Origin of the sequence: Mesorhizobium sp. KR1-2 (assembly GCF_040045035.1) — a bacterium.
Lineage (GTDB): Bacteria > Pseudomonadota > Alphaproteobacteria > Rhizobiales > Rhizobiaceae > Pseudaminobacter.
On record NZ_JBDZDS010000005.1, the window covers coordinates 249871 to 276777 of the forward strand.

Below are 26907 nucleotides of genomic sequence, written 5' to 3' on the forward strand. Positions count from 1 at the left end.
CAAAAGAAAGTTCTCCTCGGCTGGGCGGTGCACTCTTCACTACCCTGTTGCGCGGGCCGCACCAAGGGGTTTCGCGCAGATATAGGTATTCGCCGGGTCGGGCGAAATGCGGAGCCCGGCCACGGTACGATTTAGTGATCATAGCTGCGGAAATGCGCTGCTTTGTGACGATGTGTGCGACCTGCTGGCGCGGCTTGTTCTATCGCGCCAGTTCGCTCAGCCCAGGCGAGGATTATGCCATGTCGGGCTGCAGGGGCCTTCCGACATGTTCCAGGTCGTAAGGCGTGGTCTGATAGACTTGGTTGATCCAGTTGCCGAAAAGCAGATGGGCATGCGAGCGCCACCGGTTGAGCGGTCGGCGGGCCGGATCGTCGTCGGGGTAATACCCGTGCGGCACCTCAATCGGCGTACCGGCGGCCACGTCGCGGTCATATTCTTCCTTGAGCGACGTGGAATCATATTCGATGTGGTTGAACATATAGAGCCGGTTGCCGGTCGTCTCAGCCAGCAGGCAGGGGCCGGTCACGTCCGATTCCATCAACAGGTCCAAGCCCGAGCCCGAGGGAATGTCGGCGCTGCGCACCTCCGTCCAGCGTGAGACGGGAATGGCGAAATCGTCCGAAAAGCCCGCAAGGTAAGGCGAGGCGGGCGCATTGTTGCTGTGACGGAAAACCCCGAAGGCCTTCTTGTCGAGCGTGTATTTCGGGACGCGATGGAAATGCCAGGCCGCGGCCATGGCTCCCCAGCAGATGAAGAACGAGGAATGGACGTGGGTGGTCGTCCACTCGAAGATGCGCTTGAGTTCGTCCCAGTAGGTGACTTCTTCGAAGTCCAGCAGTTCTATGGGCGCGCCGGTGACGATGAACCCGTCGAACTTGCGGTCCCTGACTTCTTCCCAGGTCTGATAGAAGGAGATGAGATGCTCCTCGGACGTGTTCTTCGCCTTGTGATTGCCCACGCGCACTAGCGTCAGCTCAACCTGAAGGGGCGAGGCGCCGATCAGACGGGCGAATTGCGTCTCCGTGCGGATCTTGTTCGGCATGAGGTTCAGGAGCCCGATCTGCAGCGGACGGATGTCCTGGCGCAGCGCCGTCCGTTCGTCCATCACGGATACGCCTTCGCGTACAAGCACCTCGTGGGCAGGGAGCTGATCGGGGATCTTGATCGGCATCGCACAAACTCCAAAACAAAAAAGACCGGTGGCGAAATCGCGACCGGTCCGAACGAATTTGTCGTCATCGGTCCCTTTAGCGACTTATTTAACGTGGCTGCAAGCCGACCGGCCAAATCACCACGGAACGTCAAGCCTTTTACGTCCGCGCCTGGGCGGCGTCAACGGCAAAGCTTTTTCTCGACAATCCGCGCCCTGGCGAGTATTTCCCTCGCGTCCCTTTTTGACCTTGGAAAGCCGGATTTTCAGCCATGACGCAAGCGAATGACATGAGCCGCCCGCAGCCGAAGCCCGGCATCATGGACATCGCCGCATATGTGCCCGGCAAAAGCAGCGCGCCTGCCGGCGTCGCCAAGGTGCACAAGCTGTCGTCGAACGAAAATCCGCTTGGCGCTTCGCCGGCCGCGATCGAGGCCGTGCGCGACGTGGCCGCACGGCTCGAATTCTATCCCGACGGCTCGGCGACCAAGCTGCGCGAGGCGATCGGCGAGGTCTATGGCCTGAATCCGGCAAACATCGTCTGCTCGAACGGTTCCGACGAGATCATCGGCCTCCTGGCGCAGACCTACCTGCAGCCGGGCGACGAGGGCATCTTCACCGAGCACGGTTTTCTGGTCTACCGCATCTACATCCAGGCCGCCGGCGCGGTTCCGGTGGTGGCCAAGGAAAGCAACGAGACGGCCGACGTCGACGCCATCCTCGCGGCGGTGACCGACAAGACCAAGATCGTGTTCCTGGCCAATCCCAACAATCCTACGGGCACCTACATCCCTTACGAGGAGGTGCGCCGGCTGCACGCCGCGCTGCCCAAGCACGTGCTTCTGGTGCTCGACGCGGCCTATGCGGAATATGTGCGCCGCAACGACTATGAGGCGGGCATCGAGCTCGTCTCGAACTCGCAGAACGTGGTCATGACCCGCACCTTCTCGAAGATCCACGGTCTTGGCGGCGCGCGCATCGGCTGGGCCTATGCGCCGACGCACATCGTGGATGCGCTGAACCGCGTGCGCGGGCCGTTCAACGTCAATGCCGCGGCTATCGAGGCTGGTGTGGCCGCCATGCGCGACCGCGCCCATGTCGAGCGCACCGTTGAGCATAACGAGCAGTGGCTTCCCTGGCTTGCGGCACATCTGACGCAACTTGGCCTGAGGGTCACGCCCAGCGTCGGCAATTTCATCCTCATTCACTTCCCGGACGATGGGAAGCACTCGGCGGCATCGGCCGACGACTATCTGACCGCTCGCGGTTATATTCTGCGGCGCGTTGCAGGCTACGGTTTTCCCAACGCGCTGCGGATGACAGTCGGAACCGAAGAAGCCAACCGCGGCGTCGTCGCCGCTCTCACCGAGTTTTTGAAAAGCTAGAAAATGTCCGCTCCATTGTTTGAGAAGATCGCCCTCGTCGGCATCGGCCTCATCGGGTCGTCGCTGGCGCGGGTCATTCGCCGTGAAGGCCTTGCAGGCCATGTCGCCATCGCCACCCGCAGCCCCGACACGCTGAAGCGCGCCGAGGAACTGCAGCTCGGCTCCTCCTACACCACCAGCGCTGCCGAGGCGGTGAACGACGCCGACCTGGTCATCGTCTCGGTGCCGGTCGGCTCGTCCGCCGCTGTCGCCGAGGAGATCGCGCCGACGTTGAAGCCCGGCGCCATCGTCACCGACGTAGGTTCCACCAAGAACTCGGTGATCGCGCAGATGAAGCCGCACATGCCCGCGCATGTGCACTTCATTCCCGGCCATCCGCTGGCGGGTACGGAAAAATCCGGCCCCGACGCCGGCTTCGCCGAGCTGTTCGAGAACCGCTGGTGCATTTTCACGCCGCTGCCGGGCACCGACCCGGAAGCGCTGGAGAAGCTGTCGGAATTCTGGCGGCGCTGCGGCTCCAACATCGACACGATGGACCCCGAGCACCACGACATGGTGCTGGCGATCGTGTCGCACCTGCCGCACATCATCGCCTACAACATCGTCGGCACCGCCGACGACCTGCAGACGGTGACCAAGTCCGAGGTGATCAAGTATTCGGCGTCCGGCTTCCGCGACTTCACGCGCCTGGCCGCATCGGACCCGACCATGTGGCGCGACGTGTGCCTGCACAACAAGGACGCGATCCTGGAAATGCTGGCGCGGTTCTCGGAGGATCTCGCCTCGCTGCAACGCGCGATCCGCTGGGGCGACGGCGAAAAACTGTTCGACCTGTTCACGCGCACCCGCACCATCCGGCGCTCGATCATCGACGCCGGTCAGGATATCGACGCGCCCGACTTTGGCCGCCAGGTCGTCGCGCATCCGGAGAAGCTGGCGAAGGGCTGAGCGGCACGCCGCTCAGGTTTTGTCTCCTCACCCGGCATCCGGGTGAGGAGCGTTTCAGCGTGAGCTGACGTCTGCAGGTCTACTGCAGCGGCGGCACCTGGCCCAGCTTGATGAAGCCGAGCGAGGCCTTGCCCTTGACGATCTTCAGCGGCAGCGACGGCGAGCTGCCGAGGATGGAAAGGCCCATGAAGCCCTGGTGGATTTCCCGGCTCTTTTCCGGAAGCACGCCGCCCAGCACTGTCGCAAGTCCTTGCGGATCGCGCATGGTCACCTTGAACTGGGCGTCGACCAGCCCGTCCTGATCGACCGAGAACGGCCCGCTCAGCGAGATGCCGGTCGTCTCGCTGGTCGAGAGGTCGAGCGTGCGGATGACGCCGGACTGGCCGCGGAGGCTCTGCGCCCGGCTGGCGATGAGCTGGACGCCGTTGTTGAGGGTGAGGTCAGTCTCCCCCGACAGAGGCGGCACGGTGCGCCCGTCGACCAGCACAGGGTCGAGGGAGAGGCCGGAGAAGGTGCCGGCAAGGTCGACGTTTTCGCCGTTGGGGCGCATGTGTCCCTCGAAGGTTTCGACGGTCGCCAGTTGCGCGCCGGCGGCGGTGGCGGCGCGAAGCTGCCTGCCTTCCACCGAGACCCGCTCCGGCAGCGGATGGGCCAGCCGCACGCTTGCCCGCAGATTGCCCCAGTCGAACGCCAGCGGCTGCAAATGCGGCACGGCGACACTGGCCGGGCCGTCGAGCTCGGCTATGAGGTGGGCGGGATCGTAAATCTGGCCCACCGAGCGGAAGCCGCCGGCCGAGACGCTGATGCCCCGCTGGCTGTCTTCGAAGGCGACGTGGTCGCAGAACAGGCCGAGGCGAAAGGGATAACCGCGCGCCACCGGGTTGGCGCATTCGGCTGTCACGCCGTCGTGGTTCAGCGCCGCGACGCTGGTCTTGGCCTTCGCCTCGAGCTTGTCGGCGAGGTAGAACCAGCCCGCGGTGTAGCCGACGCACAGGACGACCACCAGGAGTGCCAGCCAAAGGAAGCGGCGGCTGTAGTTTGGCTTGCGGTTCTCGTCTGACGACATTTTTCGCGTCGATCCTCTTGTCTGGGCGATCTTTTCAGAACCGGGGGCCGGCAAGGCAAAATCCGGTTTCCCCTTTCGGCGTCGATATTTTATCCATGGCTCCGGGGCAGCGGAGCGCTGCATGCGGAGTTGGCTTGTCGATATGGGCGATTTTTGGGTTTTTGGCTACGGTTCGCTGATCTGGCGCCCAGGTTTCGCGCATATCGAGACGCAGCGCGCGCATCTGCACGGATTTCGCCGTTCGCTGTGCGTGCATTCCTACGTCCATCGCGGCACGAAGGAACGCCCCGGCCTGGTGCTGGGGCTCGACCGCGGCGGCTCCTGCGTGGGCCTCGCCTTCCGCGTGCCGGGCGATCTGCGCGAGGAGGTGGTGACCTATCTGCGCGAACGCGAACTGGTCACCAACGTCTATGTCGAGCGCACCCATGTCGTGCGGCTCGCCGCCGGCGGCAAGGTGGAGGCACTCTGCTACATCGTCGACCGCGCGCATGAGCAGTATGCTGGCAATCTCCACGAGGCAGAGGCGGCGAGCATCGTCGCCGGTGCGGTCGGGCAGTCGGGGCCCAACGAAGAATATGTGCTCAACACGCTCCAGCACCTGGAAGCGCTCGGCATCCGCGACCACTGGCTGGAGGGCGTGGCGCGGCGGCTCGGCATGGGCTGAGCGCTGCTCGCGCTCATGTGACGGGAAAACTCACTCGTTCGGGTTTGAACGATTGTCTGCCGCGGCATAGTTTTCCGTGAGGCCGCACTGACCCTGCGGTCCGGAGAACATGGAGAGCTGATCTTGCAGAAACGACGTCTCGGACGCACCGACCTCGAAATCGCGCCACTGGTGCTCGGCGGGAATGTCTTCGCCTGGACCGCGGACGAAAAAACTTCCTTCGACCTGCTCGACCGCTTCGTCGCGGCCGGACTCAACACGATCGACACCGCGGATGTCTATTCGCGCTGGGCGCCGGGCCACAGCGGCGGAGAGTCGGAGACAATCATCGGCAAATGGATGAAGAGCCGCGGCAATCGCCACAAGGTGATCGTCGTCACCAAGGTCGGCTCGGACATGGGGCAGGGAAAGGTCGATCTTTCCGCCGCGTACATCGCCCGCGCGGTCGAGGCCTCGCTGACGCGTCTGCAGACCGATTTCATCGACCTCTACCTGTCGCACTGGCCGGATGCGAGCACGCCCTACGAGGAAACGCTCGGCGCCTATGAGAAGCTGATCGAGCAGGGGAAGGTTCGCAATATCGGCGCCTCCAACCTCGACGCCGACCAGCTTGGTGCGGCGCTGAAGGTGGCAAGGGAAAAGGGCTTGCCGCGCTACGACGTGCTGCAGCCGGAGTACAATCTCTATGACCGCGCTAGCTATGACGGTCCGCTGCGCGACCTCTGCATGGCCGAGGACATCGGCGTCATCACCTATTTCAGCCTGGCCAAGGGCTTCCTGTCCGGCAAATACCGCAGCGAGGCCGATCTCGGCAAAAGCCCGCGCGGCGAGGGCGTGAAGCAATATCTCGATGCGCGGGGCATGCGCATATTGGCTGCGCTCGACGCGGTTTCCACGCGCCATGCGGCCAAGCCGGCAGAGGTCGCGCTGGCCTGGGTCATCGCGCGCTCCGGCGTCACCGCTCCGATCGCGAGCGCCACCTCGCTGCCGCAGATGGACAGCCTGATCCGCTCGGCCGAGTTGAAGCTCGACGCAGCCGACATTGCCGAACTGGACGCGGCGAGTGCTTAAATATCGATAGAATTGAAAAGCCCGTCCCGATCAGTCCGGGGCGGGCTTTTCTTCAGGCGCTGACGCCCAGCTCCTTCAGCCGCTCCACGGCGGTCGGCGGCAGCGGCGGCTGGTCCGTTCTGCTTGCCTCGATCAGCAGCTGGTCGCAGGCGGCTTCGGTTTCGGCGATCAGCCGCTGCATGAACTCTTCCTTGCCCAGCCCCGGCGGAATCGGCGGCAGGAAGCGGGCATGGATGGTGCCCGGATAGCGCATGAACTTGCGGCGCGGCCAGTAGAGCCCGGCGACATGCGCCACCGGCACGACCGGCAGGTTGAGCTGCGAATAGAGCTCCACGATGCCCCACTTGTAGGCCGGCTCGGCACCGGGCGGGCGGCGCGTGCCTTCGGGGTAGATGATGAGCTGGCGGCTGTTGCGGGCCAGCTCTTCCTTGGTCGCGGCCACGGCGGCCTTGAGCGCCTTCGAACGGCTGCCGCGATTGACCCCTATCATGCGCATCTTGGCGAGGTACCAGCCGAAGAGCGGTATCCAGGTCAGTTCCCGCTTGAGGATGTAGAGCGCATCCGGAATGTGGGGGAGAAAGGCGATGGTATCCCAAAACGACTGGTGCTTGGGCGCGATGATGTAGGAGCCCTCTGGCAGGTTCTCCTGCCCGGTGATCTCGCTTTTCGTGCCGGCGATCTTTGCCTGCAGCCACAGGCTGGAGCGGGCCCAGACCTTGGGCACCAGCCAGGCGCGCTGACGCGACACCAGGAAGTAGAAGGGCGTCCAGAAGATCATCTGGGCGATCAGGTTGACGTAGAAGACGAAGTTGAACGCCAGCGAGCGAAGTTGGATCATGGTTGCGCCTGAAGACAATGTCAGGGCTGGTTACACCAAGTGTGCCGAAAGGAAAACCGGCAGGACTGATCTTAGTTGGTCTTGGTCACGGTGCGGGTGGCATCGACAAGCGTCATGCCGTCCGGCGTCGAGCGCAGCGGCACGATCGCGCGGGCAAGCGCCGCGAGATACTTGGTGTATTCGGTGAACAGCACGCGCAAGGCGGCGCGGCTGGTCATCCAGCTGCCGTTGTCGAGGCGCGAGTTGACGACCGGGTAGGGCTGGAGTTCGGCCCTGTCGATGAAGCGGCTCATCTCCAGCAGGCTGCGCGGCATGTGATAATTGTTGGTGACGAGAATGACGCTCGAATAGGCGTGGTCCTCGACCCATTTGGCGCTTTCCTCGGCATTGCCGATCGTGTCCAGCGCAGCGTGGTCGATGTCGACGCAGCAGGTGAACAGCTCGGTGTCGCCGCCGGTTGCCCGCTGCAGCGACTTGAGGCTGGCGGCGGGATTGACGCCGCTGATGAGCAGGCGCTTGCCCTTGCCCGACTTGAGCAGGTCCAGAGCGGCGTCGAGGCGCGCCTGGCCGCCGGTTAGCACGATGATCGCATCGGCGCTGGGCGGGTTCTCGGGCGTGGTCAGCTGGCTGACATGGTGTGCGAACAGGGCGAAGCCGCCGGCAAAGAGGATGCCTGCACCGGCCAACCCGAGGATGGACATGCGAAGAAATGCGCTGCCGCGCTTGGAGCATGTCCCGGCTATTGCCAAATCGTCCCTCATGCCGCCGTTGGCACCCTTCATTTCGACCACGTCATCATATCATGTAAATTAGTGATTGGCGGCCAACCGTCGACTGTCTCCGCACATTGCATTACAGCCGGTCGCGCTTTCGTGAGAGGAGACTAAAGCCCCTCGTGATGGCTCACGTCGATGTCTTTCAGATAGGTGACCACCGTGACATGCGAGGTGGCGGCCGTCAGCACGCCGATGACCAGCACGATGAGGGCGACCCCGCCATAGCCTGCCGCGCCAATGGCGAAGTTGCCGAACAGCGCGGTCGCCTGGTCGGCCTCAGGCGTCGCGAGATTGCGTGACGACCACCATGAAAAGGCGATGAACACGATCATGGCGGCAATCCCGCCGGCGGCCGCACCCTTCATGCCCATCAGCAGGAAGTGACTGCGGAACTGGGCGGCGATGAAGCGCGCCTCGGCGCCGACGAAGTGCAGCACCTCGATGATGTGGCCGTTGCCGGACATGGCGCCGCGCGTGGCAAACACCACGGTCAGCACCGTGGCGGAGAGCATCAGCACCAGGATCGCCATGCCCAGCGTGACGGTGGTGTGGGCCATGGCGACCAGGCGGTCGACCCATGTCCGGTGGTCGTCCAGCGCGACGCCGGCCACGGCCGCCTCCAGCTGCTGGCGCATGGTGGCGAAGTCGGGCGGATTGTCCTCGTCGATGGTGACGATGACCAGACGCGGCACCGGCAGCTCGTCCAGATCGAGACCGGAGCCTAGCCACGGTTCCAGCAGGCGCGCGGTGGCCTGGCGGTCGACGGTCTTGACGCCGCGCACGCCGGCGAACTGGCCGGCGATGTCGGCCGCCTTCTGCAGCGAGGCTTCCATGTCGACGCCGTCGACGGGCTTGATCTGGATGGTCGCCTCGCGGGCGATCTGGTTTTCCCACACCGAGGCGGTGTCGCGCACCAGCGTGACGGCGCCAAGCGTCAGGCAGGACAGGAAGGTCATGATCGCGATGACGAAGACCAGGGCGCGCCCGGCGATGTTCTGCGGGGGCACGATCGGCGCGGTCTTGCGCTGGGTCCGCGCGCGGGGCGCCGGGGCTTCATGGACGTCGTCTTCGACCGGAAGGTCATTCATAGATGTCGAGCCTTCCATTGGCGAGGATCATGCGCCGGGCGTCGACCTGGTCCATTAGAGCGAGATCGTGGGTAGCGATCACCACCGCCGTACCCAGCCGGTTGAGCTCGATGAAAAGCCTGAGCAGCCGCCGCGCCAGCGGCGGATCGACATTGCCGGTGGGCTCGTCGGCAAGCAGGATCTCGGGCTGCTCGATCAAAGCCCGGGCGATCGCCGCGCGCTGCTTCTCGCCGCCCGAAAGCACGGGGGGAAGCACATGCATGCGTTCGCCCAGCCCCACCCATTTCAGCAGTTCGGTGACGTCGTTGCGGTAGCTTGCCTCCTCGCGTCCGCGCACTCGCAGTGGCAGGGCCACGTTTTCATAGGTGGTCATGTGGTCGAGCAGGCGGAAATCCTGGAACACCACGCCGATGCGGCGGCGCATCAGCGGCAGCTCCTGGCGCGAGATGCGCGAGCGGTCCTTGCCGAAAACCGTGATCAGCCCGCGCGTCGGCTTCAGCGACAGAAACAGTAGTCGCAGCAGCGTGGTCTTGCCCGCGCCCGACGGGCCGCTGAGGAACTGGAACGAGCGCTCGGGGATGTCAAACGAGATGTCGCGGAGAATCTCCGGACCCATCCCGTATCGCAGGCCGACATTCTCGAAGCGGATCAATTGCAGAAACCTTGGGTGTTCGGGGCCGCCTGGCGGGCCGATTGTTCGGAACGACCTTCGGGTCGGGTGGTTAACAGTCGGTTAATTTTCACGGCAAAAGCGGCCTGATTCGCTGTCTGGTGGCGAAGCATTAACCAATTCCGGCTACCTCCGGAATCCGGGTTGTTTCAAAAAGGATGTCCCATCCGCAAATGGCAGACGGTTACGCCGCACGCCCGGTTTCCGGTGAGATCATGACGTCCGCCCCCGCCGACGCCATGATGCCGCGCCTGGCCGCCGAGGCGGATGTGGTCGATGCCGACTTCGAGGTCGTGCTTCCGTCCGAGCAACGCCGCGCCGTATCTGAGCCGGATTCGGCATCCGCGGCATCAAAGCCCGCATTGGCCGGCGGCATGGAGATGCTGCGCCGCGACCGTCAAAGGCAGCGAGGCGCCTTCCGTCCCTTCGCCAACCGCGCCGGCCCCGCCTTTTGGAGCTTCGGCTTCGGCCTGGCATTCGCCGCTTTCTGGGTGTCGGGCGGGCATGTTCTGGTGCGCCAGCTGCCGTTCCCGGGCGCGGCGCAGGCGGCTCCCGCATTCAGCATCGCCGGGGTCACGTCGCGCATCGATACCGCCTCGGGCCGGCCGGTATTGTTTGTCGATGGCGAGGCCAGCAATGGCGGCACTCTCGCCGGGCTGCTGCCCGCGCTGGAAATCCGCGTGACCGGCGAAGACGGCCGCGCTACCTTCTACAAGCTGGGGACATCGCAGACGCCCTTGGCGCCGGGTGGAAGATTCGCCTTTTCGTCTCGCCTCTCGGTGCCTAAGAACGGCGTAAAGACCGTCACGGTCGCCTTTGGAGAGTAAGATTATGCCGGCTGTCCGCGGCAAGGATATCGAAGTTCTGTTCAGCGCCTCGGCCATTGCCCGGCGCAATCTCGAGCTGGCCAAGGAGATTGCCGGGCGCGACTATGCCGACCTCCTGGTCATTTCCGTCCTGAAGGGCTCGTTCATTTTCGCCGCCGACCTCATCCGTGCCATGCACGATGTCGGGCTTTCGCCGGAGGTCGAGTTCATCTTCATCTCCAGCTACGGCACCGGAACGACCAGCGGCGAGGTCCGCGTGCTGCGCGATATCGATAACGAGGTGAAGGACCGCGACGTGCTGCTCATCGACGACATTCTGGAGTCGGGCAAGACGCTGTCCTACACGCGCGACCTGATGCTGTCGCGCGGCGCCAAGAGCTGCTCGATCGCCGTGCTGCTCGACAAGCGCATGCGCCGCCAGACCACGCTCAACGCCGACTATGTCGGCTTCGACTGCCCCGATTCCTTCGTGGTCGGCTATGGCATGGACGTGGCCCACGCCTTCCGCGAGCTGCCTTTCGTCGGCGTCGTCAAGGGCGATCTGTAAAGCAAAGCCTCGCCGCAAGATTTTTTGAAAGTGGACCGGCCCGATTCAGGCCGGTACCTTCGACCGCTGCCTTGCGTTGAGGGCAAAGATGCCGGCGCCGATGATCAGCGCCGCGCCCATCGTGGTCGTGCTCTGCGGCACCTCGGCGAAGAACAGGAAGCCCCACAGCGGCGCCCAGAGGATGCCGGTGTATTCGAAGGTGGCGACGATGTTGGCCGGGGCCAGCCTGTAGGCCTGTGAAAGCAGGATCATGCCGGCTGAGGCGATGAAGCCGCAGGACGCCATCATCACGAAGTCGGCGGTGTTCGGCCACACCCAGGCGCGCGTCAGGAAACGCACGCTGGGATGGGTCACCTCGCCGATGTCGGCGATGGTGAAGACCAGCCCGGCCACGATCGCGCCCAGCAAATAGGCGCCGTTCTGGTAAAAGCTCATCACGGTCGAGGATTCGGTCGAGCCCAGCTTGCGCGCGGTGAGCTGCGCAAAGCCATAGAGGGCGGCGGACAGCAGCGACAGAAGCGCGGCCCATTCGAACATCGAATTGCCCGGCCGCAGCATCAGCAGCACGCCTACGAGCCCGACGGAGACGGTGACGACGCTTTGCCAGGCGACCCGCTCGCCGAGATAGGGGCCGGCCAGGATCATGATGAACAACGGGGCCATGAAATAGAGCGCCACCGCATCGGCAAGCGGTAGCGCGGCCAGTGCCAGGTAGTAGGCGGTGTAGGACGCGAACAAGGTGGTTGCACGCAGGGTCAGCAGGCCGAAGCGGCGCGAGGCCAGCGCGGCCAGACCGACATCCCGCCGGACGATGAAGAGCAGGATCGGCAGCGCCACGATGGAGCGGATCGCCATCACCTCCATGACCGGGTAGCGGTCCGACACCGCCTTGATGATGGGGTCCTGCAGGGAAAACACCAGCACGCCGATGCACAGGCAGGCGATGCCGAGGACGATCCGGTTCTGCATGTCGTTCAGCGCCCTCGCACAACTACCGGAAGGGGTCCGGCGACCAGACAAAAAGAACCCGCGGTCCCGGAAGGACAGCGGGTGAGTGAGGACCTTTGCTCAGTTCCACGCCTGCAACGGTTGCGCATCGGCGTGAATCTGGAACTCGGTCGCACTATCGGCCGTCGATTGACATGTTTCAAACGAATTGGGATGATGCCAGGCATCAGAAATTCTTATGCCCAGCGACATGACCCTTCACCTCGACAGCGACCTGTTGCGCACCTTCGTGGCAGTTGCGGAGGCCAGCAATTTCACCAAGGCAGCCGAGCAGGTGTGCCGCACGCAATCGGCCGTCTCGATGCAGATCAAGCGGCTGGAGGAGATGGTCGGCGAGCCGTTGTTCGACCGCGGCTCGCGCGGCGTGTCGCTGACGCGCAAGGGGCTGGACCTGATCCAGAATGCGCGCCGCATCGTCTCGCTGCTCGACGAGACGGCGGCCTCCATGCGGGCAGAGCCGCTCGACGGGCCGGTGCGGATCGGCATACCGGAGGAATACAGCTATTCGGTCCTGTCGCGGGCGCTTGGCGCCTTCGCCAAGATGCATCCGAAGGTGGAGATCACGGTCAAATATGCCCATTCCGCCTCGCAGATGGCGGCGCTGGAAGCAGGGGAGCTCGACCTTGCCGTGGTCTTCGAGTGGCAGGACTTTTCCGATGGCGAGATCCTGATGCGCGATCCCACCGTGTGGGTGACGTCCAACCTGCATCTCCAGCATGAGGAGAGGCCGCTGCCGGTCGCCCTCTACAACCGCGACGGCTGGTGCAGGGACTTTGCCCTGAAGTCGCTGGAGGATCGCGGCCACGACTACCGGGTGGCCTATACCAGCGACACCACCGGCGGGCTGAAGCTGGCCGTGGCTTCCGGTCTTGCGATCGCGCCGGTGTCGCGCTCCAACATTCCGCTGGACTGCCGCGAACTGACCGTCGCCGAAGGGTTCGGCGACATCGACGCTTCTAATGTCGTGCTGCACCGCGCGCCTGGGGCCACGAGCGAGGCGATCAACGGTATGGCCGAAGCGATCCGCGACGCTTTTTATTCGCGACTCACCGTCACCGTACCGCCTGGCACGTGAGCCTGATCAAGGGCTGTCTGCAGGGAGCTTCGCCCGGCCCGCGCTTCAGTGCATGTCGAGCAGCCGCTCGAGATAGCGCTTTTCGACCTCGGGGCTCATCGCGTTGCCGAGCCGCTTGCGGATCGCATCTAGGATCTGGCGGGCGCGCTGCACGTCGATCTCGTCGGGGACCTTCACCGAATTGCCGAAATCCGGCCCGGTGGTGCCCTGCGGGCGACCGAGCGGATCGCGGCCGGCGTTCTGCCGCTGCCCGCCGGAGCCGTTCTTGCCCTCGTCGCCTTCCTGTGCCTGCATCTGCTTCATCATGTCCTGCGCGCCGCGGCGCAGCGCCTCCAGGGCACGGCCCTGTTCGCCGACCGCGCGGTTGCCTTCGCCCTCGCCGAGCGCGTCCTTGGCCTGACCCATCGCGTCGCCGGCCTCGCCGAACCCCTTGCCGGGCTGGATGCCAAGGTCCTGGAGGCCCTTCGTCAAGCCCTGAAGGTCCTTCTGCAGGTTGCCCTGGCCTTCCTGCAGCTGCTTCAGTGCATCAGAATATTCCTCGGGCGTCATCTGATGGCCGTTCTGGCCCTGCTGGCCTTGCGGCCCATGGCCTTGCTTGCCGCGCTCGGCTTCCCGATCGCGATTGCCCTGCGCGCCCTGCTGCCAATCATTGAATTCATCGTCCTGATGGCCGCGTTGCATCTGGTCCAGGCTGAACGTCTCGTTCATCATCTGCTGCTGGCGCCGCATGATCTCGCCGAGCTTGTTCATCTGCTGCTGCATCTCGCTCTGCCCGCCGCCCTGGCCGGGCTGCTGCTGGTGGTTGGCCTGCAAGTTGTTCATCATGTCCTGCAGCTGCGACAGCAACTGCTCGGCCTGGTCGCGATTGCCGGATTTGGCCAGATTCTCGATCTGGTCCATCATTCGTTCTAGGTCGCTCTGGCGGAGCTCCTGTGCGCCCTGCTGCTGCATCTGCTGCGCCAGGTTCGGGTCCCGCTTGGCGCGCTCGGCGAACTCGCGCAGGTAGTCGTTCATGGCCTGCCGCAGCTCCTGCATGAGCTTGTCGATGTCTTCGTCGCTGGCGCCGTTCTGCAGCGCCTGCTTGAGTGCCTCCTGCGCCTGGCGCAGGCGCTTTTCGGCGGTCGACAGCGCGCCGTCCTCGATGGCCAGCGCCATCTCCCAGAAATAGTCCGCGGTGGCGCGAAGCTGGTCGTCGCTCTTCGCAAGCTTGAGCTGCGTGCGTCCGGCCATGAGGCCGAGGAAGGTCGCGAGATTTTCGATCGTATCCTCGGGACGCGAGGTGACCGCGTCGATGAGGTCGAGCACATAGGGCTTGCGGTTGGCGTCGACCGAGAAGATGCGGCGCTGCTCCACCACCGCCCGCGCGAGCGGATTGGCGAAGGGGCGTTCAGGCAGGCGGAAGGTCTTGGTTTCGCTTGTCGCCTCCTGGCCGGCGGCGTCGGTCACCTTGAGGGTCAGCTTTACGGTGCTGCCCGCCCAGGCATGGTCGGTGAGATCGCGTGACATCTTGACCTTGCCGTCACCGCCGCGCCGCGGCAGGGCCAGCGGCAGCTCGGGCGCCTTGTAGAGCGGGTGCGCGTTCGGGGCTTGCGGGTCGGCAAGCTTGAACTGGGCCTTGGCGGAGGCGGCGCCGTATTGGTCGAGGATCTCGTAGTTGAGCTCCAGCGCGCCGTTCGCCGCCTGTTTCGGATCGGCGAGGAAGCGGATTGTTGGCGGCGTGTTGGGAACGATCGAGAAGGCCCATCGGCGCAGCTCGCGCTGCCCCGAAGTGAGGCTGAGCACGCCGTCGCCGTCAAGCTTGCCAGCGAACTCGCGTATCTTGGCAGGTGCGGCCGACGGTTGCTCCTGGCCGGCAGCGGTCTTGGTGGCGATCTCGTGCTCCGCGCCGCCGGCGTCGGTGAAGGAAAGCGCCTCGTCGCCGAAACCGCCGGTGATGCGCAGCGAAACCTCGCTGCCCTGCGGCACGGTGAAGGGCGTGTTCTCCTGCTTGTTCGCCTCGGCGGTCAGGAAAAGCGGCGGCTTGCCGGTATAGGCCGGGGGCGTCACCCAGGCGTCGATGCGCGGCGGAATGGTCTCGAAGGCGGTTCCCGGCCGGAATGCATCCGCTATGCGGCCGCCGAGAGGCCCTTGCGAAAAGGCGAAGGCGACGACCAGGAGCAGGGCGGCGGCATCGCGCAGGCCCCAGGGGTCGCGTTCTGGCACGCGCGTGCGCGGCAGGTCGCTGTCGACATTGCCGAGCTGCTCGGCCATGCGCCTCTGATGCTCGCGCCACAGCGCCTGGGAGAAGGCGCTGGGCGGGCCGCTCGGCCGGTCGGTCTGCACCAGCACCGGCGTGTGCGGCAGTTGGCTTGCGGCCTCGATGCGCCGGTCGACTTCCGCAGGCGAGGGATGGCGATAGAAGCGCAGCGGATAAAGTGCTGCGAGTGCGCCCAAGGCAAATGCGCCCAGCAGCCCGAAGCGGGCAAGCTCGGGCAGGATGCGGAAGACGCCGAGCCAGGACAGGCTGACGAATAGGCTCGCGACCACCAGGAGCGGCAACACCAGCGGCCAGCCGCGCTCCACCATCATCGAGGCGAGCGTCGCCAGCCTCGCGCGGCGCAGGCGCCGGGCAAATCTGTTATCGGCGGTTCTTGCTGGCGTTTCCGTCATTGGCCTTTCCAGGCGCGCAAAGGCACAACCCTATAGAAAAGCATAGCAGCAAACGCGGCAAAGACGAGGCCGGGCAAGAAATCGTGATGGTCTCGCCCTGCCGCGCTCAAAGCCATTCGGGCAGCGAATCGAGCCCGATCAGGTCGTCAAAGGTTCGCCGCGGGCGGATGACATGGAAGCTGTCGCCGTTCACCAGAACCTCCGGTACCAGCAGCCGGGTGTTGTAGGTGCCCGCCTGCACCGCGCCATAGGCGCCGGCGGTGCCGACGGCGATCAGATCGCCGACCTTCAGGCGCGGCAGGTCGCGGTCCTGGCCGAGGAAATCGCCGGTCTCGCAGACGGGGCCGACGATGTCGACCGTCATGCGCGGCGCGTTTGCCGGCGGCTGCACCACGGGCTGGATGTCGTGGAAGGCGTCGTAGAGCGTCGGCCGGATCAGGTCGTTCATCGCGGCGTCTACGATCAGGAAGTTCTTGGCGTCGCCTTCCTTCACATAGATGACTTCCGAGACCAGTATGCCGGCATTGCCGACGATCAGCCGGCCGGGCTCGAACATGACTTTCAGGCCGAGCTTGCCGACATGCTTCTTCACCACTGCCGCATAGGCGTCCGGCAGGGGAGGCGGCGAGTTGCCGGTGCGGTAGGGAATGCCGAGGCCGCCGCCGAGGTCGACATGGTCGATGGCGTGGCCGTCGGCGCGCAGCGTGTCGACCAGTTCGACCAGCAGCGCGAAGGCGTCGTCGAAGGGCTGCAGCTCGGTGATCTGGCTGCCGATATGCATGTCGATGCCGGTGACGCGGATGCCCGGAAGCTCGGCCGCGCGGGCATAGACTGCGCGAGCACGCTGCCACGGAATGCCGAACTTGTTCTCGGCCTTGCCGGTGGAGATCTTCTTGTGGGTCTTGGCGTCGACATCCGGGTTGATGCGCAGCGACACAGGTGCCTTCTTGCCGGCGGCAACCGCGCGGGCCGAAAGGAGCTCAAGCTCGGGCTCGGACTCGACATTGAAGCAGAGGATGTCGTTGGCGAGCGCCAGGTCCATCTCGCGGGCTGTCTTGCCCACGCCGGAGAACAGGATTTTGCTGCCGGGAATGCCGGCGGCCAGCGCCCGGCGCAGCTCGCCTTCCGAAACCACGTCGGCGCCGGCGCCGAGCTTTGCCAGCGTCTTCAGCACCGCCTGGTTGGAATTGGCCTTGAGTGCGTAGCAGACCAGCGCGTCGAGTTCGGCGAAGGCCTGGCGGAAGACGTTGAAATGGCGGGTCAGTGTCGCCGTGGAGTAGCAATAGAACGGGGTGCCGACAGCCGCCGCGATTTCGGGCAGGGGCACATCCTCGGCATGCAGCACGCCGTTACGGTATTCGAAATGGTTCACGGCAGTTTGCTTCCGGTCAGATCAGGCCGTCGAGGATGAAGGGCTTGTCGACGACCGGCGGCGCCGGCTCCGGCGGCAGCGGCTGGTTGGCTTTCTCGGCATCCTTGCGCGCTTGCACGGCTGCCTCGTAGGGCGAGTCGAGGCCGGTCTTGCGCCCGCAGGCCGAGGCGGCGGCAACCACCGCCAGAAGCACGAGCGTGGTGAGAAGTCTGCTGCCGGTCATCCGTATCATCCGTGCGAGAAAATCCGTTGCATGCTTCTAGCGAAATTTTCGCGCCTTTGCACCCCGGCAAATCCACGGCCGCGCAAATGGCGGCCGTGAGAGAGGGGATAGACCTCAGGCCTTGGCGATCCGTTTCTTCCAGTAGCGGATCTGGCGGCGCACCTCGGCCGGCGCCGTGCCCCCGAAGGAGGTGCGGCTCTTCACCGAATTCTGCACCGACAGGACCGAGAAGATGTCGGCCGTGATGCCGGAATGGATCGACTGCAGGTCTTCCAGCGAAAGCTTCTCCAGCCCGACCTTCTTGCTCTCGGCGAGCGCGACGGCGCGGCCGGTGACGTGGTGCGCCTCGCGGAAGGGCAGGCCCAGCGTGCGAACCAGCCAGTCGGCCAGGTCGGTCGCGGTGGAATAGCCCGAGCCAGCGGCCTTTTTCATCGCAGCGTCGTTGATGGTCATGTCGCCGACCATGCCGGTCATGGCCGCCAGCATCAAGTCGAGGGTCTCGGCGGCGTCGAACACCGCTTCCTTGTCTTCCTGCATGTCCTTGGAATAGGCGAGCGGCAGGCCCTTCATGACGGTCAGCAGGCCGATCAGATGGCCGTTGACGCGGCCAGTCTTGGCCCGCACCAGCTCGGCGGCGTCGGGGTTCTTCTTCTGCGGCATGATCGAGGAGCCGGTCGAGAAGCTGTCGGACAGCCGCACGAAGCCGAACTGCGGCGTCGACCAGATCACGATCTCCTCGGCCAGGCGCGACAGATGCGTGGCGCAGATGGCGGCAATCGACAGAAACTCCAGCGCAAAATCGCGGTCGGAAACGCTGTCCAGCGAATTGCGGGTCGGCTCGCGGAAGCCGAGCGCCTTGGCGGTGCGGAAGCGGTCGATGGGGAAGCCGGTGCCGGCGAGCGCTGCCGCGCCCAGCGGGCTTTCGTCCATGCGCTCGATGGCGTCGCGCACGCGCGACAGGTCGCGGCTGAACATCTCGACATAGGCCATGCAGTGGTGGCCGAAGGTCACCGGCTGCGCCGTCTGCATGTGGGTGAAGCCGGGCATGACGGTGGCGGCATGTTCCTCGGCGCGGGTCAAAAAGACCTCGATCAGGCCCTTCAGCGCGGCGGCGACGCGGTAGAACTCGTCCTTTACCCAGAGGCGGAAATCGACCGCCACCTGGTCGTTGCGCGAGCGGGCGGTGTGCAGGCGGCCGGCGGCCGAGCCGATCAGTTCGGCAAGCCGGGCCTCGACATTCATGTGGATGTCTTCCAGCCGGGTCGAGAACTCGAACTTGCCTTCCTCGATCTCTTTCAAAATCGTGTTCAGGCCGTGAGCTATTTTTTCTTGATCTTGCTCCTCGATGATGCCTGTCTCGGCAAGCATCTCGGAATGGGCGATCGAGCCACGGATATCCTGCGCGTAAAGCTTCTTGTCGAAGTCGATCGAGGCGTTGATCGCCTCCATGATCGCGGCCGGACCCGAGGCAAATCGTCCGCCCCACATCGCGTTGCTGGCCTTCTTGTCGCTCATCGTGGTAACCGGGCTCCGGAGATAAAGTGAATGGCTGACGGAAAGAAACTCATACCCACCACGCGTCTACTGGTCATGGCGGCTCTGGCCGGCGCGGTCGCCGGCGCGATCGCGGTATATGTCAGCAACACCCTGTCTGGCAACAACGCGCCCGTCGTGGCCCAGCAAGTGGCGGCTAAAGCGCCCGTCGCTGGCGCAAACAGCGCCGACAATGCCGCCTGTGCGGCCAAGACCGACAAGGCCAGGGCTACGGCCGATGCCGCTGCCGGCGAGGTTGCGGCGATGTTGCCGGCCGATCCGCCGCAGTCGCTCAAGAGCCTGGCCTTCACCGCGCCCGACGGCAAGCCGATGACGCTCGCCGACCATGCCGGCAAGACGCTCCTGGTCAATCTGTGGGCGACGTGGTGCGCGCCCTGCCGCGCCGAGATGCCGGCGCTGAACGCGCTGCAGAAGGAGCAGGGCAGCGACAAGTTCGAGGTCGTCGCCGTCAATGTCGACACCGGCGACAACGAGAAGCCGAAAAAGTTCCTCACCGAGGTCGGGGTCGACAAGCTCGCGCTCTACCGCGACAGCACAATGGGCCTCTTCAACGAGCTGAAGACGCGCGGCCTGGCGCTCGGCCTGCCGGTGACGCTGCTGGTCGACGGCGACGGTTGCCTGCTCGCCCACATGAACGGGCCGGCCGAATGGGCAAGCGCCGACGCCAAGCGCCTGGTCGACGCGGCCATCGGCAAATAATCGCGCAGACGCTTCGCGCGCCTTCCCGGCGCTTCTTGTGCACCGGCCTTGAGAGGCGCACAATCCCAGTTGGGGGACGGTCATCACCCAACCGGGAGGAACTGTTATGACCGACCTGAACCTCACGACACTCGCAGCAGGCAAGACCGTCATCAGCGCGGAAACCATCGAGGCGTTTCCCGCCGGGCTGCGCGGAAGCCTGCTTCGCGAAGACGACGCCGCCTATGAGGAGGCGCGCGCGATCTGGAACGCCATGATCGAGCGCAAGCCTGGGCTGATCGTGCGCTGTGCCGGAGCGTCGGACGTTATCAACGCGGTGCGTTTTGCGCGCGACAACCGGCTGCTCGTCGCCGTGCGCGGGGGCGGGCACAACATAGCCGGCAGCGCGCTTTGCGAAGGCGGCTTGATGATCGACCTGTCGCTGATGAAGTCTGTCCGCGTCGACCCGGCGACCCAACGGGCATGGGTCGAACCGGGAGCCACGCTTGCCGACGTCGACAAGGAAACGCAGGCCTTTGGCCTGGCGGTGCCGACGGGCATCAATTCGACCACCGGCATTGCCGGGCTCACGCTGGGCGGCGGCTTCGGCTGGCTTACGCGGAAATTCGGGCTGACGCTCGACAGTCTGCTGTCGGCGGATGTGGTCACGGCCAATGGCGAACTGTTGCGCGCCAGCGCCACGGAAAATCCGGATCTCTTCTGGGCGCTGCGTGGCGGCGGCGGCAATTTCGGTATCGTCACGGCCTTCGAGTTCCAGCTGCATAAGGTCGGGCCCGAGGTCCTGTCCGGGCTTGTCGTGCATCCGTTCGCGGATGCCCGTGAGGTCCTGCGCGAGTATCGCGAGGCGTTTGCAGCCGCGCCCGAGGAGTTCACCACCTGGGTGGTAATGCGCAAGGCGCCGCCGCTGCCGTTCCTGCCGGTCGAGTGGCACGGCAAGGAGGTCGTGGTTCTGGCCATGTGCTATTGCGGGCCCATCGAAAAGGGCGAGGAAGCTGCGGCAAGGATGCGGGCGATCGGAAACCCGATCGCCGATGTCGTCAGCCCGCATTCCTTCGTCGCCTGGCAACAGGCCTTCGATCCGCTGCTGGCGCCGGGCGCGCGCAACTACTGGAAGAGCCATGACTTCGCCGAGGTGTCGGACGCGGCGATCGATCTGCTGATCGGAGCGGTGCGCGAACTGCCCGGACCCGAATGCGAGATATTCATCGGCTATGTCGGCGGCGCGGCCAGCCGGGTTCCTGCCGAAGCAACGGCCTTCCCGCAGCGCCTGCCGCATTTCGTCATGAACGTTCATGCCCGCTGGCGCGATCCGGCAATGGACAAGGCCTGCATCGACTGGGCAAGGCGCCTCTACGAAGACGCCAAGCCGCTCGCCATCGGCACGGCCTACATCAATTTCATGCCGGAAGACGAGGTGGACCGGGTTGAGGCGGCCTATGGCGCCAACTATCGGCGGCTTGCCGAGATCAAGCAGCGCTACGATCCGCTCAACATGTTCCGGATGAACCAGAATGTGCAGCCGAAGAAAGGGCTGCGCGCGGCGGAATAGGGCGCGCGGCGCTCGCCGCGTTCCATGGCGTCTTCAATGTGAATTGGAAGCGGCCTGCTTCATAGCGGGCCGCATTTCCGCGCCGGGATCAGCGCGTCGGCACCGGGTGTTCGCCGCGATAGTCGTAGAAGCCGCGGCCGGTCTTGCGGCCGAGCCAGCCGGCTTCGACATATTTCACCAGCAGCGGGCAGGGACGGTATTTCGAATCCGACAGGCCTTCGTGCAGCACCTGCATGATCGACAGGCACGTGTCGAGGCCGATGAAGTCGGCCAGCTGGAGCGGGCCCATCGGATGGTTGGCGCCGAGCCGCATCGCGGTGTCGATCGCCTCGACGGTGCCGACGCCCTCGTAAAGCGTGTAGATCGCCTCGTTGATCATCGGCAACAGGATGCGGTTGACGATGAAGGCCGGGAAGTCTTCCGAAACGGTGGTGGTCTTGTCGAGCTTGTGGACGAATTCCTTGGCCGCCTCGAAGGTCTTGTCCTCGGTGGCGATGCCACGCACCAGCTCGACCAGCTTCATCACCGGCACCGGGTTCATGAAGTGGATGCCGATGAAGCGCTCCGGCCGGTCGGTCTGGGCGGCCAGTCGCGTGATCGAGATGGACGAGGTGTTGGTGGCAAGGATCGCCTCGGGATTGAGCAGCGGGCAGAGCTGGGCGTAGATCTTGCGCTTGATCGTCTCATCTTCGGTGGCCGCCTCGATGACGAGGTCGGCGCCGGCGAGATCGGCCATGTTGTGGGCGGCCGAGATGCGTCCCAGGGCTGCCTTGCGATCCTCTTCGGCGAGCTTTCCGCCTGCGACCTGACGGGCCATGTTGCCGCTGACGGTGGCGATGCCCTTCTCGATCCGATCGCTGGAGATATCGTATACCAATACATTGTAGCCCGCGAGCGCCGCGACATGGGCGATGCCGCCCCCCATCTGACCTGCGCCGATGATGCCGATCGTCTCGATGGTATTGCTCATTACACTGATCCCGTCCAAAGGCCTTGCCGGCCACTTATTGTGCAGTGCAAACTAAATGGCCGGGGTAGTTTCGTCTACCCCGGCCACGGTAATTTAATACGCTTGAGGTTAAAGCGTCAAAGCGCCTTTTCGAGTTCCGGCAGGATGGTGAAGAGGTCGCCCACGAGGCCGTAATCGGCCACCTGGAAGATCGGCGCTTCCTCATCTTTATTGATGGCGACGATGACCTTGGAGTCTTTCATGCCGGCGAGGTGCTGGATCGCACCCGAGATACCGACGGCGATGTAGAGCTCGGGGGCCACCACCTTGCCGGTCTGGCCGACCTGCCAGTCGTTCGGCGCATAGCCGGCATCGACCGCAGCGCGCGAGGCGCCGACGGCGGCACCCAGCTTGTCGGCGACCGGGAGGATGACCTCCTGGAACTTCTCCGAGGAACCGAGCGCACGGCCGCCGGAGATGATGATGCGAGCCGACGTCAGCTCCGGACGGTCGCTTGCCGACAGCTTGTTCTCGATGAAGGTCGACAGGCCGGGGTTGGCCGCGGCCGAAGCCGTCTCGACCGTCGCCGAGCCGCCCTCGGGGGCTGCCTGGAAGCCGGCGGTGCGCACGGTGATGACCTTCTTGGCCTCCGGCGACTGCACGGTCTGGATGGCGTTGCCGGCATAGATCGGGCGCTTGAAGGTGTCGGACGACACGACCTCGATGATTTCCGAGATCTGTGCGACGTCGAGCAGCGCGGCGATGCGCGGCGCGACGTTCTTGCCCGAGGCGGTGGCCGGCGCCAGGATCGTGTCGTAGTTGCCGGCCAGCGCCACCACGGTGGCGGCCAGCGGCTCGGCCAGGCGCTGTTCGAGCTCGTCGGCCTCGACCAGAACCACTTTGCGCACGCCCTTCAGCTTGGCGGCGGCGTCGGCTGCGCCCTTGGCGCCCTTGCCGGCGATCAGCACGTCGACGTCCGCGCCGATCTTCAGCGCGGCCGAGAGGGCCTTTGCCGTCTGGTCGGACAGCGAGGCGTTGTCGTGTTCGGCGATGAGGAGAATTGCCATTGTCTGTTCCCTTTCCTTCCGAACCTTAGAGCACGCCGGCTTCGTTGCGCAGCTTGTCGACCAGCTCGGCAACCGAGCTCACCTTGACGCCCGCCTTGCGGCCGCTCGGCTCCTCGGTCTTCAGCACCTTGAGGCGCGGCGTCACGTCGGCGCCGAAATCGGCCGGCGTCTTCTCGTCCAGCGGTTTCTTCTTGGCCTTCATGATGTTGGGCAGCGAGGCGTAGCGCGGCTGGTTGAGGCGCAGGTCCGTCGTCACGATGGTCGGCATCTTCAGCTCGACCGTCTGCAGGCCGCCGTCGACCTCGCGGGTGACCTTGGCCTTGTCGCCGTCGATCTCGATCTTGGAGGCGAAGGTGCCCTGGCTCCAGCCGAGCAGCGCCGACAGCATCTGGCCGGTCTGGTTGGCGTCGTCGTCGATCGCCTGCTTGCCGAGGATGACCAGGCCCGGCTTCTCGGCCTCGACCACGCCCTTCAGCACCTTGGCCACGCCCAGCGGCTCGGTGTCGCCGTCGGTCTTGACCAGGATGGCGCGGTCCGCGCCCATGGCCAGCGCCGTGCGCAGCGTTTCCTGCGCCTGCGCCGGGCCGATCGACACAACGACGATCTCCTCGGCCTTGCCGGCTTCTTTCAGGCGAATCGCTTCCTCGACCGCGATTTCGTCGAACGGGTTCATCGACATCTTGACATTGGCGAGCTCGACGCCCGAGCCATCCGACTTCACGCGGATCTTCACGTTGTAGTCGACAACCCGCTTGACCGGGACGAGAACTTTCATGTGTTTCTCACCTCTCTGATGATACTTTGGAGCGCTCACTATCAGAGCGAGGCTCCTCCCATTTGCCGATTGACGACATATTAGTCGAAAAATCGGCAAATTCCGATGTGCACTTCCGCTGGCAACCTAGGCGCCCGCAAGCGGCCGGACCCTAGTTAGCGGCGAAATGCGCGTCAATATCCGAACCGTGCCAAATCGATTGAACGTGGCGTGATCGCACCCGTTTCGATAGGTCCAAACTCCCTAGGGGTGGCCCCAGGGCCACGGGCCTTCACCCTTCGGCGGCGACTTCGGCTCGTGCCGGGCAGTCTCGACCGCCGGAGCTTCCGCGTCATCCTGGTCGAACAGCGGCACGTCGCGGCTGCGCAAAAACACCACCAGCACGGCGCCGGCGACGATGCCGCCAGCGTGGCAGGCCCAGGAGATCTGGTCCTCGCTGCCCAGCATGAGCATGGAGAGCTGGAAAAGGATCCACAGGCCGAGCGTGATATAGGCCGGGATATGCAGCGGAATGCGGCCGAAGGCCAGTACCCATATTTTCACGCGCGGGTAGAGGATGAGATAGGCCGTGACGATGCCCGCGATGGCGCCGGAAGCGCCGATCAGGGGCGCCTGCGAATCCGGCGCGACTAGGCCGTGCACCACGGCGCCCGAAATCGCGCACAGCAGGTAAAAGATCAGGTAACGGACATAGCCGAGCGCATCCTCGACATTGTCGCCGAACACCCACAGGAACAGCATGTTGCCGCCGAGGTGCCAGATGTCGTTGTGCAGGAATGCGTAGGTCACATAGGTGAGCAGGGTCGGGACCAGCGCCAGCTCGGCGGGCAGTACCGCATTGTCGAAGGCCACCGAGGGGATGTAGCCCAGGCCCAGCATTCGCGCCTGGGCGGTGTATTCGTCGGAAGACGAGGTGAGGAAATAGACGACGACGTTGACCGCGATCAGCGCGATCGTCACGTACTGGTGCTTGATGTGCCTGAGGTGATTGGAATCGTAGAGCGGAATGAACATCGGCTTGTCGTCCGCTCCCCTGGCATGCCGCTATCTATTCTGGCCGGGAACCCATAGCACATCGGCGTTTCCGTTGTCATTGACGACACGGGCGGCGACGAAGAGCAGATCGGAGACGCGGTTGATGTACTTGATGCCGTCGCGGTTGACGTGCTCGGCCGGGTGCTGCGCCAGCGCCACCATCATGCGTTCGGCCCGGCGCGCCACCGTGCGGGCGAGATGCAGCGCGGCCGCGGCCGGCGATCCGCCGGGAAGAACGAAGGAACGCAGCGGCTGCAGGTTCTGATTCAACAGGTCGATGTCGGCTTCCACGCGGCTGGTCTGCGCCGCAATGATGCGCAGCGGCTCGTAGCCGAGCGGCTTGCCGGTGTCGGGCGTCGCCAGGTCGGCGCCGAGGTCGAACAGGTCGTTCTGGATGCGGGCAAGCATGGCGTCGATCTCGTGGTTATCGGCGGTGTGCAGCCGCGCCAGCCCGATGCAGGCATTGGCCTCGTCGACCGTGCCGTAGGCCTCCACGCGCAGGTCCGATTTCAGGCGCCGCTCGCCGGATCCCAGGCCGGTGGTGCCGTCGTCGCCGGTGCGGGTGTAGATCTTGTTGAGCTTTACCATTTCCTCCCCCTGAACGGCTTCAGCCGCCGCGGCCGTTGAAATAAAGGGCGAGCAGGATCAACACCAGCGCGACGAACTGGAGAAGCACACGCAGCTGCATCAGCTTGTTCGAGGTGTTGCCGGAGCCGCCGCGCATCATGTTCCTGAAGCCGCGCAGCAGCACCACCACGACGGCGAACATGACGATGATGGCGAAGATGTTGAAGACGGTTGCCATTAGGGTTCCAGCTCCGTGTCGGTGAGGCTTTTTTTGGCGGGTGCTGACAGGCTGCGCGAAACCGGATATCCGGCTGCACGTTTCCGGCAGGCGACGCCCTGACATAACGCGATCCGGGCCGGGACGATAGGAGGGCGTGGCTCAATATCGCATGAGCGGGGGGAAGCCGGCTGCGGTGGCGCTTCAATGGGTTGCCATTTGCAGCAGTCCCTTCCCATATTCTCGGCCGGAGACATCTAAGGGAAACAAGCGGATGCAGGCACTGTGAGGACCATCGTCGCGATAAAGCGGGTTCTTTTCGATGCGCTCGGCCATTTCAACTATGACGATGGCTGGGCGATGGCGAGCCATCTGGCGCTGTCGGCGCTTTTGGCGCTGTTTCCCTTCCTCATCTTCGCCACCACGCTGGCGGGCTTTCTCGGTGCGAAGGCATTTGCCGACACCGCCGTCCATCTGGTGTTCGACACATGGCCCGAGCAGATCGCCGAGCCGATCGCCGGACAGGTGGTCGAGGTCCTGACGGTACAGCGCGGCGACCTCTTGACCTATGGCGGTCTCCTGGCCGGCTACTTCGCCTCCAACGGCATCGAGGCGGTGCGCGCTTCGCTCAACCGCGCCTATCGCGTGACCGAGACTCGCGGCATCATCTATCGCCGCCTGCAGAGCCTGCTTTTCGTGCTGATCGCGACGTTCGGCTTCATGGTCATCAGCGTGTTCCTGGTCTTTGCGCCGCTGCTTGCGCGGTTGCTCGAAGCAAAGATCTCATGGATCGGCCCCTATATGGGCACCATCACGCTCTGGCGCTTCATCATCGCCTCGGCGGTGATCGTGCTCGGCCTGATTGCGGTGCATTTCTGGCTGCCGGACGGCAAGCGAAAGTTCGTCACCATCGTGCCGGGCATCATCTTCACCTTGATAGGCTGGCTGATCGGCTCGACGGCTTTCGCCACCTATATCGACCATTTCTCGTCCTATGTGACAACCTATGCCGGTCTCGCGTCGATCATGATCGCTCTGGTGTTCCTGTACATCATCTCGGCGATCTTCATCCTTGGCGGCGAGCTCAACGCCTCGATCAGCCGCTACCGCGAGGCGCGGGCGCAGGTCGGCGGCTGAG

27 protein-coding genes and 1 riboswitch are annotated in these 26907 nt (G+C 64.7%); of the genes, 10 read left to right on the forward strand and 17 right to left on the reverse strand.

Going from position 1 to position 26907, the window contains the following annotated elements:
- Positions 1–232 precede the first annotated feature (232 nt).
- Positions 233–1171, reverse strand: a complete 939-nt coding sequence (metA, locus tag ABLE85_RS12915) for a homoserine O-succinyltransferase (RefSeq protein ID WP_348793129.1) — start codon at positions 1169–1171, stop codon at positions 233–235.
- A 55-nt stretch (positions 1172–1226) separates the two neighbouring features.
- Positions 1227–1305: riboswitch (SAM riboswitch) on the reverse strand.
- 117 nt (positions 1306–1422) lie between these two features.
- Here metA and hisC point away from each other — a divergent pair.
- Positions 1423–2535: a histidinol-phosphate transaminase gene (gene hisC, locus ABLE85_RS12920; protein WP_348793130.1), complete on the forward strand. Its 1113-nt coding sequence runs from the start codon at positions 1423–1425 to the stop codon at positions 2533–2535.
- Between the two features lie 3 nt (positions 2536–2538).
- A complete protein-coding gene (locus ABLE85_RS12925) occupies positions 2539–3483 on the forward strand; it encodes a prephenate/arogenate dehydrogenase family protein (protein WP_348793131.1) in 945 nt (314 codons plus the stop codon).
- A gap of 79 nt (positions 3484–3562) precedes the next feature.
- Here the strand turns inward: ABLE85_RS12925 and ABLE85_RS12930 are convergent, their stop codons facing one another.
- Positions 3563–4549, reverse strand: coding sequence for a DUF2125 domain-containing protein (locus tag ABLE85_RS12930; protein WP_348793132.1), 987 nt, complete (start codon positions 4547–4549; stop codon positions 3563–3565).
- A gap of 142 nt (positions 4550–4691) precedes the next feature.
- Between ABLE85_RS12930 and ABLE85_RS12935 the strand changes: the two genes are divergently transcribed.
- A complete protein-coding gene (locus ABLE85_RS12935) occupies positions 4692–5213 on the forward strand; it encodes a gamma-glutamylcyclotransferase (RefSeq protein ID WP_348793220.1) in 522 nt (173 codons plus the stop codon).
- Between the two features lie 123 nt (positions 5214–5336).
- Positions 5337–6284, forward strand: coding sequence for an aldo/keto reductase (locus ABLE85_RS12940; RefSeq protein WP_348793133.1), 948 nt, complete (start codon positions 5337–5339; stop codon positions 6282–6284).
- 52 nt (positions 6285–6336) lie between these two features.
- Here the strand turns inward: ABLE85_RS12940 and ABLE85_RS12945 are convergent, their stop codons facing one another.
- The 4 genes from ABLE85_RS12945 to ftsE all read right to left on the reverse strand — a co-directional run bounded on the left by ABLE85_RS12945 (position 6337) and on the right by ftsE (position 9638).
- Entirely contained in the window at positions 6337–7122 is a 786-nt protein-coding gene (locus ABLE85_RS12945; RefSeq protein ID WP_348793134.1) for a 1-acyl-sn-glycerol-3-phosphate acyltransferase, read from the reverse strand.
- A 71-nt stretch (positions 7123–7193) separates the two neighbouring features.
- The gene (locus ABLE85_RS12950) at positions 7194–7823 is read right to left on the reverse strand and encodes a YdcF family protein (protein WP_348793221.1); all 630 of its coding nucleotides are present in this window, start codon (positions 7821–7823) and stop codon (positions 7194–7196) included.
- Positions 7824–8005: 182 nt separating this feature from the next.
- Entirely contained in the window at positions 8006–8986 is a 981-nt protein-coding gene (locus tag ABLE85_RS12955; protein ID WP_348793135.1) for an ABC transporter permease, read from the reverse strand.
- Positions 8979–9638: a cell division ATP-binding protein FtsE gene (gene ftsE / locus ABLE85_RS12960; protein WP_348793136.1), complete on the reverse strand. Its 660-nt coding sequence runs from the start codon at positions 9636–9638 to the stop codon at positions 8979–8981. Before ftsE ends, ABLE85_RS12955 begins: the two co-directional genes overlap by 8 nt.
- Before the next feature lie 191 nt (positions 9639–9829).
- On the opposite strand from ftsE, the gene ABLE85_RS12965 reads away from it, so the two are divergent.
- Positions 9830–10483 (forward strand): hypothetical protein, encoded by a 654-nt coding sequence (locus tag ABLE85_RS12965; RefSeq protein ID WP_348793137.1) that lies wholly within the window; start codon positions 9830–9832, stop codon positions 10481–10483.
- A 4-nt stretch (positions 10484–10487) separates the two neighbouring features.
- Complete coding sequence (gene hpt / locus ABLE85_RS12970; protein WP_348793138.1) at positions 10488–11030, forward strand: hypoxanthine phosphoribosyltransferase; 543 nt, start codon at positions 10488–10490, stop codon at positions 11028–11030.
- 45 nt (positions 11031–11075) lie between these two features.
- On the opposite strand, the gene ABLE85_RS12975 is transcribed toward hpt, so the two are convergent.
- A complete protein-coding gene (locus ABLE85_RS12975) occupies positions 11076–11999 on the reverse strand; it encodes a DMT family transporter (RefSeq protein ID WP_348793139.1) in 924 nt (307 codons plus the stop codon).
- A 229-nt stretch (positions 12000–12228) separates the two neighbouring features.
- Here ABLE85_RS12975 and ABLE85_RS12980 point away from each other — a divergent pair, with 229 nt between their 5' ends.
- Entirely contained in the window at positions 12229–13113 is an 885-nt protein-coding gene (locus tag ABLE85_RS12980; RefSeq protein ID WP_348793222.1) for a LysR substrate-binding domain-containing protein, read from the forward strand.
- Between the two features lie 45 nt (positions 13114–13158).
- Here ABLE85_RS12980 and ABLE85_RS12985 read toward each other — a convergent pair whose 3' ends face one another.
- From ABLE85_RS12985 to argH, 4 genes are all read right to left on the reverse strand, one after another.
- Positions 13159–15762, reverse strand: a complete 2604-nt coding sequence (locus ABLE85_RS12985; protein WP_348793140.1) for a TIGR02302 family protein — start codon at positions 15760–15762, stop codon at positions 13159–13161.
- Between the two features lie 106 nt (positions 15763–15868).
- The gene (gene lysA / locus ABLE85_RS12990; protein WP_348793141.1) at positions 15869–17134 is read right to left on the reverse strand and encodes a diaminopimelate decarboxylase; all 1266 of its coding nucleotides are present in this window, start codon (positions 17132–17134) and stop codon (positions 15869–15871) included.
- A 16-nt stretch (positions 17135–17150) separates the two neighbouring features.
- Positions 17151–17357 carry a hypothetical protein gene (locus ABLE85_RS12995; RefSeq protein WP_348793142.1) on the reverse strand — a complete coding sequence of 69 codons (207 nt, stop codon included), beginning with the start codon at positions 17355–17357 and terminating at the stop codon, positions 17151–17153.
- A gap of 114 nt (positions 17358–17471) precedes the next feature.
- Complete coding sequence (gene argH, locus ABLE85_RS13000) at positions 17472–18872, reverse strand: argininosuccinate lyase (RefSeq protein WP_348793143.1); 1401 nt, start codon at positions 18870–18872, stop codon at positions 17472–17474.
- Between the two features lie 30 nt (positions 18873–18902).
- Between argH and ABLE85_RS13005 the strand changes: the two genes are divergently transcribed.
- Positions 18903–19610 carry a TlpA disulfide reductase family protein gene (locus ABLE85_RS13005; RefSeq protein WP_348793144.1) on the forward strand — a complete coding sequence of 236 codons (708 nt, stop codon included), beginning with the start codon at positions 18903–18905 and terminating at the stop codon, positions 19608–19610.
- 106 nt (positions 19611–19716) lie between these two features.
- Positions 19717–21159, forward strand: coding sequence for an FAD-binding oxidoreductase (locus ABLE85_RS13010; RefSeq protein ID WP_348793145.1), 1443 nt, complete (start codon positions 19717–19719; stop codon positions 21157–21159).
- Between the two features lie 88 nt (positions 21160–21247).
- On the opposite strand, the gene ABLE85_RS13015 is transcribed toward ABLE85_RS13010, so the two are convergent.
- The 6 genes from ABLE85_RS13015 to ABLE85_RS13040 form a co-directional block, all read right to left on the reverse strand.
- Positions 21248–22129, reverse strand: a complete 882-nt coding sequence (locus tag ABLE85_RS13015) for a 3-hydroxybutyryl-CoA dehydrogenase (protein WP_348793146.1) — start codon at positions 22127–22129, stop codon at positions 21248–21250.
- 116 nt (positions 22130–22245) lie between these two features.
- Positions 22246–23175, reverse strand: a complete 930-nt coding sequence (locus ABLE85_RS13020; RefSeq protein ID WP_348793147.1) for an electron transfer flavoprotein subunit alpha/FixB family protein — start codon at positions 23173–23175, stop codon at positions 22246–22248.
- 25 nt (positions 23176–23200) lie between these two features.
- Complete coding sequence (locus ABLE85_RS13025; protein WP_348793148.1) at positions 23201–23950, reverse strand: electron transfer flavoprotein subunit beta/FixA family protein; 750 nt, start codon at positions 23948–23950, stop codon at positions 23201–23203.
- 243 nt (positions 23951–24193) lie between these two features.
- On the reverse strand, positions 24194–24964 hold the full coding sequence (locus ABLE85_RS13030; RefSeq protein WP_348793149.1) for a rhomboid family intramembrane serine protease: 771 nt from the start codon (positions 24962–24964) through the stop codon (positions 24194–24196).
- Positions 24965–24994: 30 nt separating this feature from the next.
- Complete coding sequence (locus ABLE85_RS13035) at positions 24995–25573, reverse strand: cob(I)yrinic acid a,c-diamide adenosyltransferase (RefSeq protein WP_348793150.1); 579 nt, start codon at positions 25571–25573, stop codon at positions 24995–24997.
- 19 nt (positions 25574–25592) lie between these two features.
- Entirely contained in the window at positions 25593–25790 is a 198-nt protein-coding gene (locus ABLE85_RS13040; RefSeq protein ID WP_348793151.1) for a twin transmembrane helix small protein, read from the reverse strand.
- A gap of 264 nt (positions 25791–26054) precedes the next feature.
- On the opposite strand from ABLE85_RS13040, the gene ABLE85_RS13045 reads away from it, so the two are divergent.
- On the forward strand, positions 26055–26906 hold the full coding sequence (locus ABLE85_RS13045) for a YihY/virulence factor BrkB family protein (protein WP_348793152.1): 852 nt from the start codon (positions 26055–26057) through the stop codon (positions 26904–26906).
- Position 26907 lies beyond the last annotated feature (1 nt).

Bases quoted from the DNA above. Each gene is read 5' to 3' on its own strand.
- metA (WP_348793129.1), bottom strand. From the start codon at position 1,171: ATGCCGATCAAGATCCCCGATCAGCTCCCTGCCCACGAGGTGCTTGTA.
- hisC (WP_348793130.1), top strand. From the start codon at position 1,423: ATGACGCAAGCGAATGACATGAGCCGCCCGCAGCCGAAGCCCGGCATC.
- ABLE85_RS12925 (WP_348793131.1), top strand. From the start codon at position 2,539: ATGTCCGCTCCATTGTTTGAGAAGATCGCCCTCGTCGGCATCGGCCTC.
- ABLE85_RS12930 (WP_348793132.1), bottom strand. From the start codon at position 4,549: ATGTCGTCAGACGAGAACCGCAAGCCAAACTACAGCCGCCGCTTCCTT.
- ABLE85_RS12935 (WP_348793220.1), top strand. From the start codon at position 4,692: ATGGGCGATTTTTGGGTTTTTGGCTACGGTTCGCTGATCTGGCGCCCA.
- ABLE85_RS12945 (WP_348793134.1), bottom strand. From the start codon at position 7,122: ATGATCCAACTTCGCTCGCTGGCGTTCAACTTCGTCTTCTACGTCAAC.
- ABLE85_RS12950 (WP_348793221.1), bottom strand. From the start codon at position 7,823: ATGTCCATCCTCGGGTTGGCCGGTGCAGGCATCCTCTTTGCCGGCGGC.
- ABLE85_RS12955 (WP_348793135.1), bottom strand. From the start codon at position 8,986: ATGAATGACCTTCCGGTCGAAGACGACGTCCATGAAGCCCCGGCGCCC.
- ABLE85_RS12965 (WP_348793137.1), top strand. From the start codon at position 9,830: ATGGCAGACGGTTACGCCGCACGCCCGGTTTCCGGTGAGATCATGACG.
- hpt (WP_348793138.1), top strand. From the start codon at position 10,488: ATGCCGGCTGTCCGCGGCAAGGATATCGAAGTTCTGTTCAGCGCCTCG.
- ABLE85_RS12975 (WP_348793139.1), bottom strand. From the start codon at position 11,999: ATGCAGAACCGGATCGTCCTCGGCATCGCCTGCCTGTGCATCGGCGTG.
- ABLE85_RS12980 (WP_348793222.1), top strand. From the start codon at position 12,229: ATGACCCTTCACCTCGACAGCGACCTGTTGCGCACCTTCGTGGCAGTT.
- ABLE85_RS12985 (WP_348793140.1), bottom strand. From the start codon at position 15,762: ATGACGGAAACGCCAGCAAGAACCGCCGATAACAGATTTGCCCGGCGC.
- ABLE85_RS12995 (WP_348793142.1), bottom strand. From the start codon at position 17,357: ATGACCGGCAGCAGACTTCTCACCACGCTCGTGCTTCTGGCGGTGGTT.
- argH (WP_348793143.1), bottom strand. From the start codon at position 18,872: ATGAGCGACAAGAAGGCCAGCAACGCGATGTGGGGCGGACGATTTGCC.
- ABLE85_RS13005 (WP_348793144.1), top strand. From the start codon at position 18,903: ATGGCTGACGGAAAGAAACTCATACCCACCACGCGTCTACTGGTCATG.
- ABLE85_RS13010 (WP_348793145.1), top strand. From the start codon at position 19,717: ATGACCGACCTGAACCTCACGACACTCGCAGCAGGCAAGACCGTCATC.
- ABLE85_RS13015 (WP_348793146.1), bottom strand. From the start codon at position 22,129: ATGAGCAATACCATCGAGACGATCGGCATCATCGGCGCAGGTCAGATG.
- ABLE85_RS13020 (WP_348793147.1), bottom strand. From the start codon at position 23,175: ATGGCAATTCTCCTCATCGCCGAACACGACAACGCCTCGCTGTCCGAC.
- ABLE85_RS13025 (WP_348793148.1), bottom strand. From the start codon at position 23,950: ATGAAAGTTCTCGTCCCGGTCAAGCGGGTTGTCGACTACAACGTGAAG.
- ABLE85_RS13030 (WP_348793149.1), bottom strand. From the start codon at position 24,964: ATGTTCATTCCGCTCTACGATTCCAATCACCTCAGGCACATCAAGCAC.
- ABLE85_RS13035 (WP_348793150.1), bottom strand. From the start codon at position 25,573: ATGGTAAAGCTCAACAAGATCTACACCCGCACCGGCGACGACGGCACC.
- ABLE85_RS13040 (WP_348793151.1), bottom strand. From the start codon at position 25,790: ATGGCAACCGTCTTCAACATCTTCGCCATCATCGTCATGTTCGCCGTC.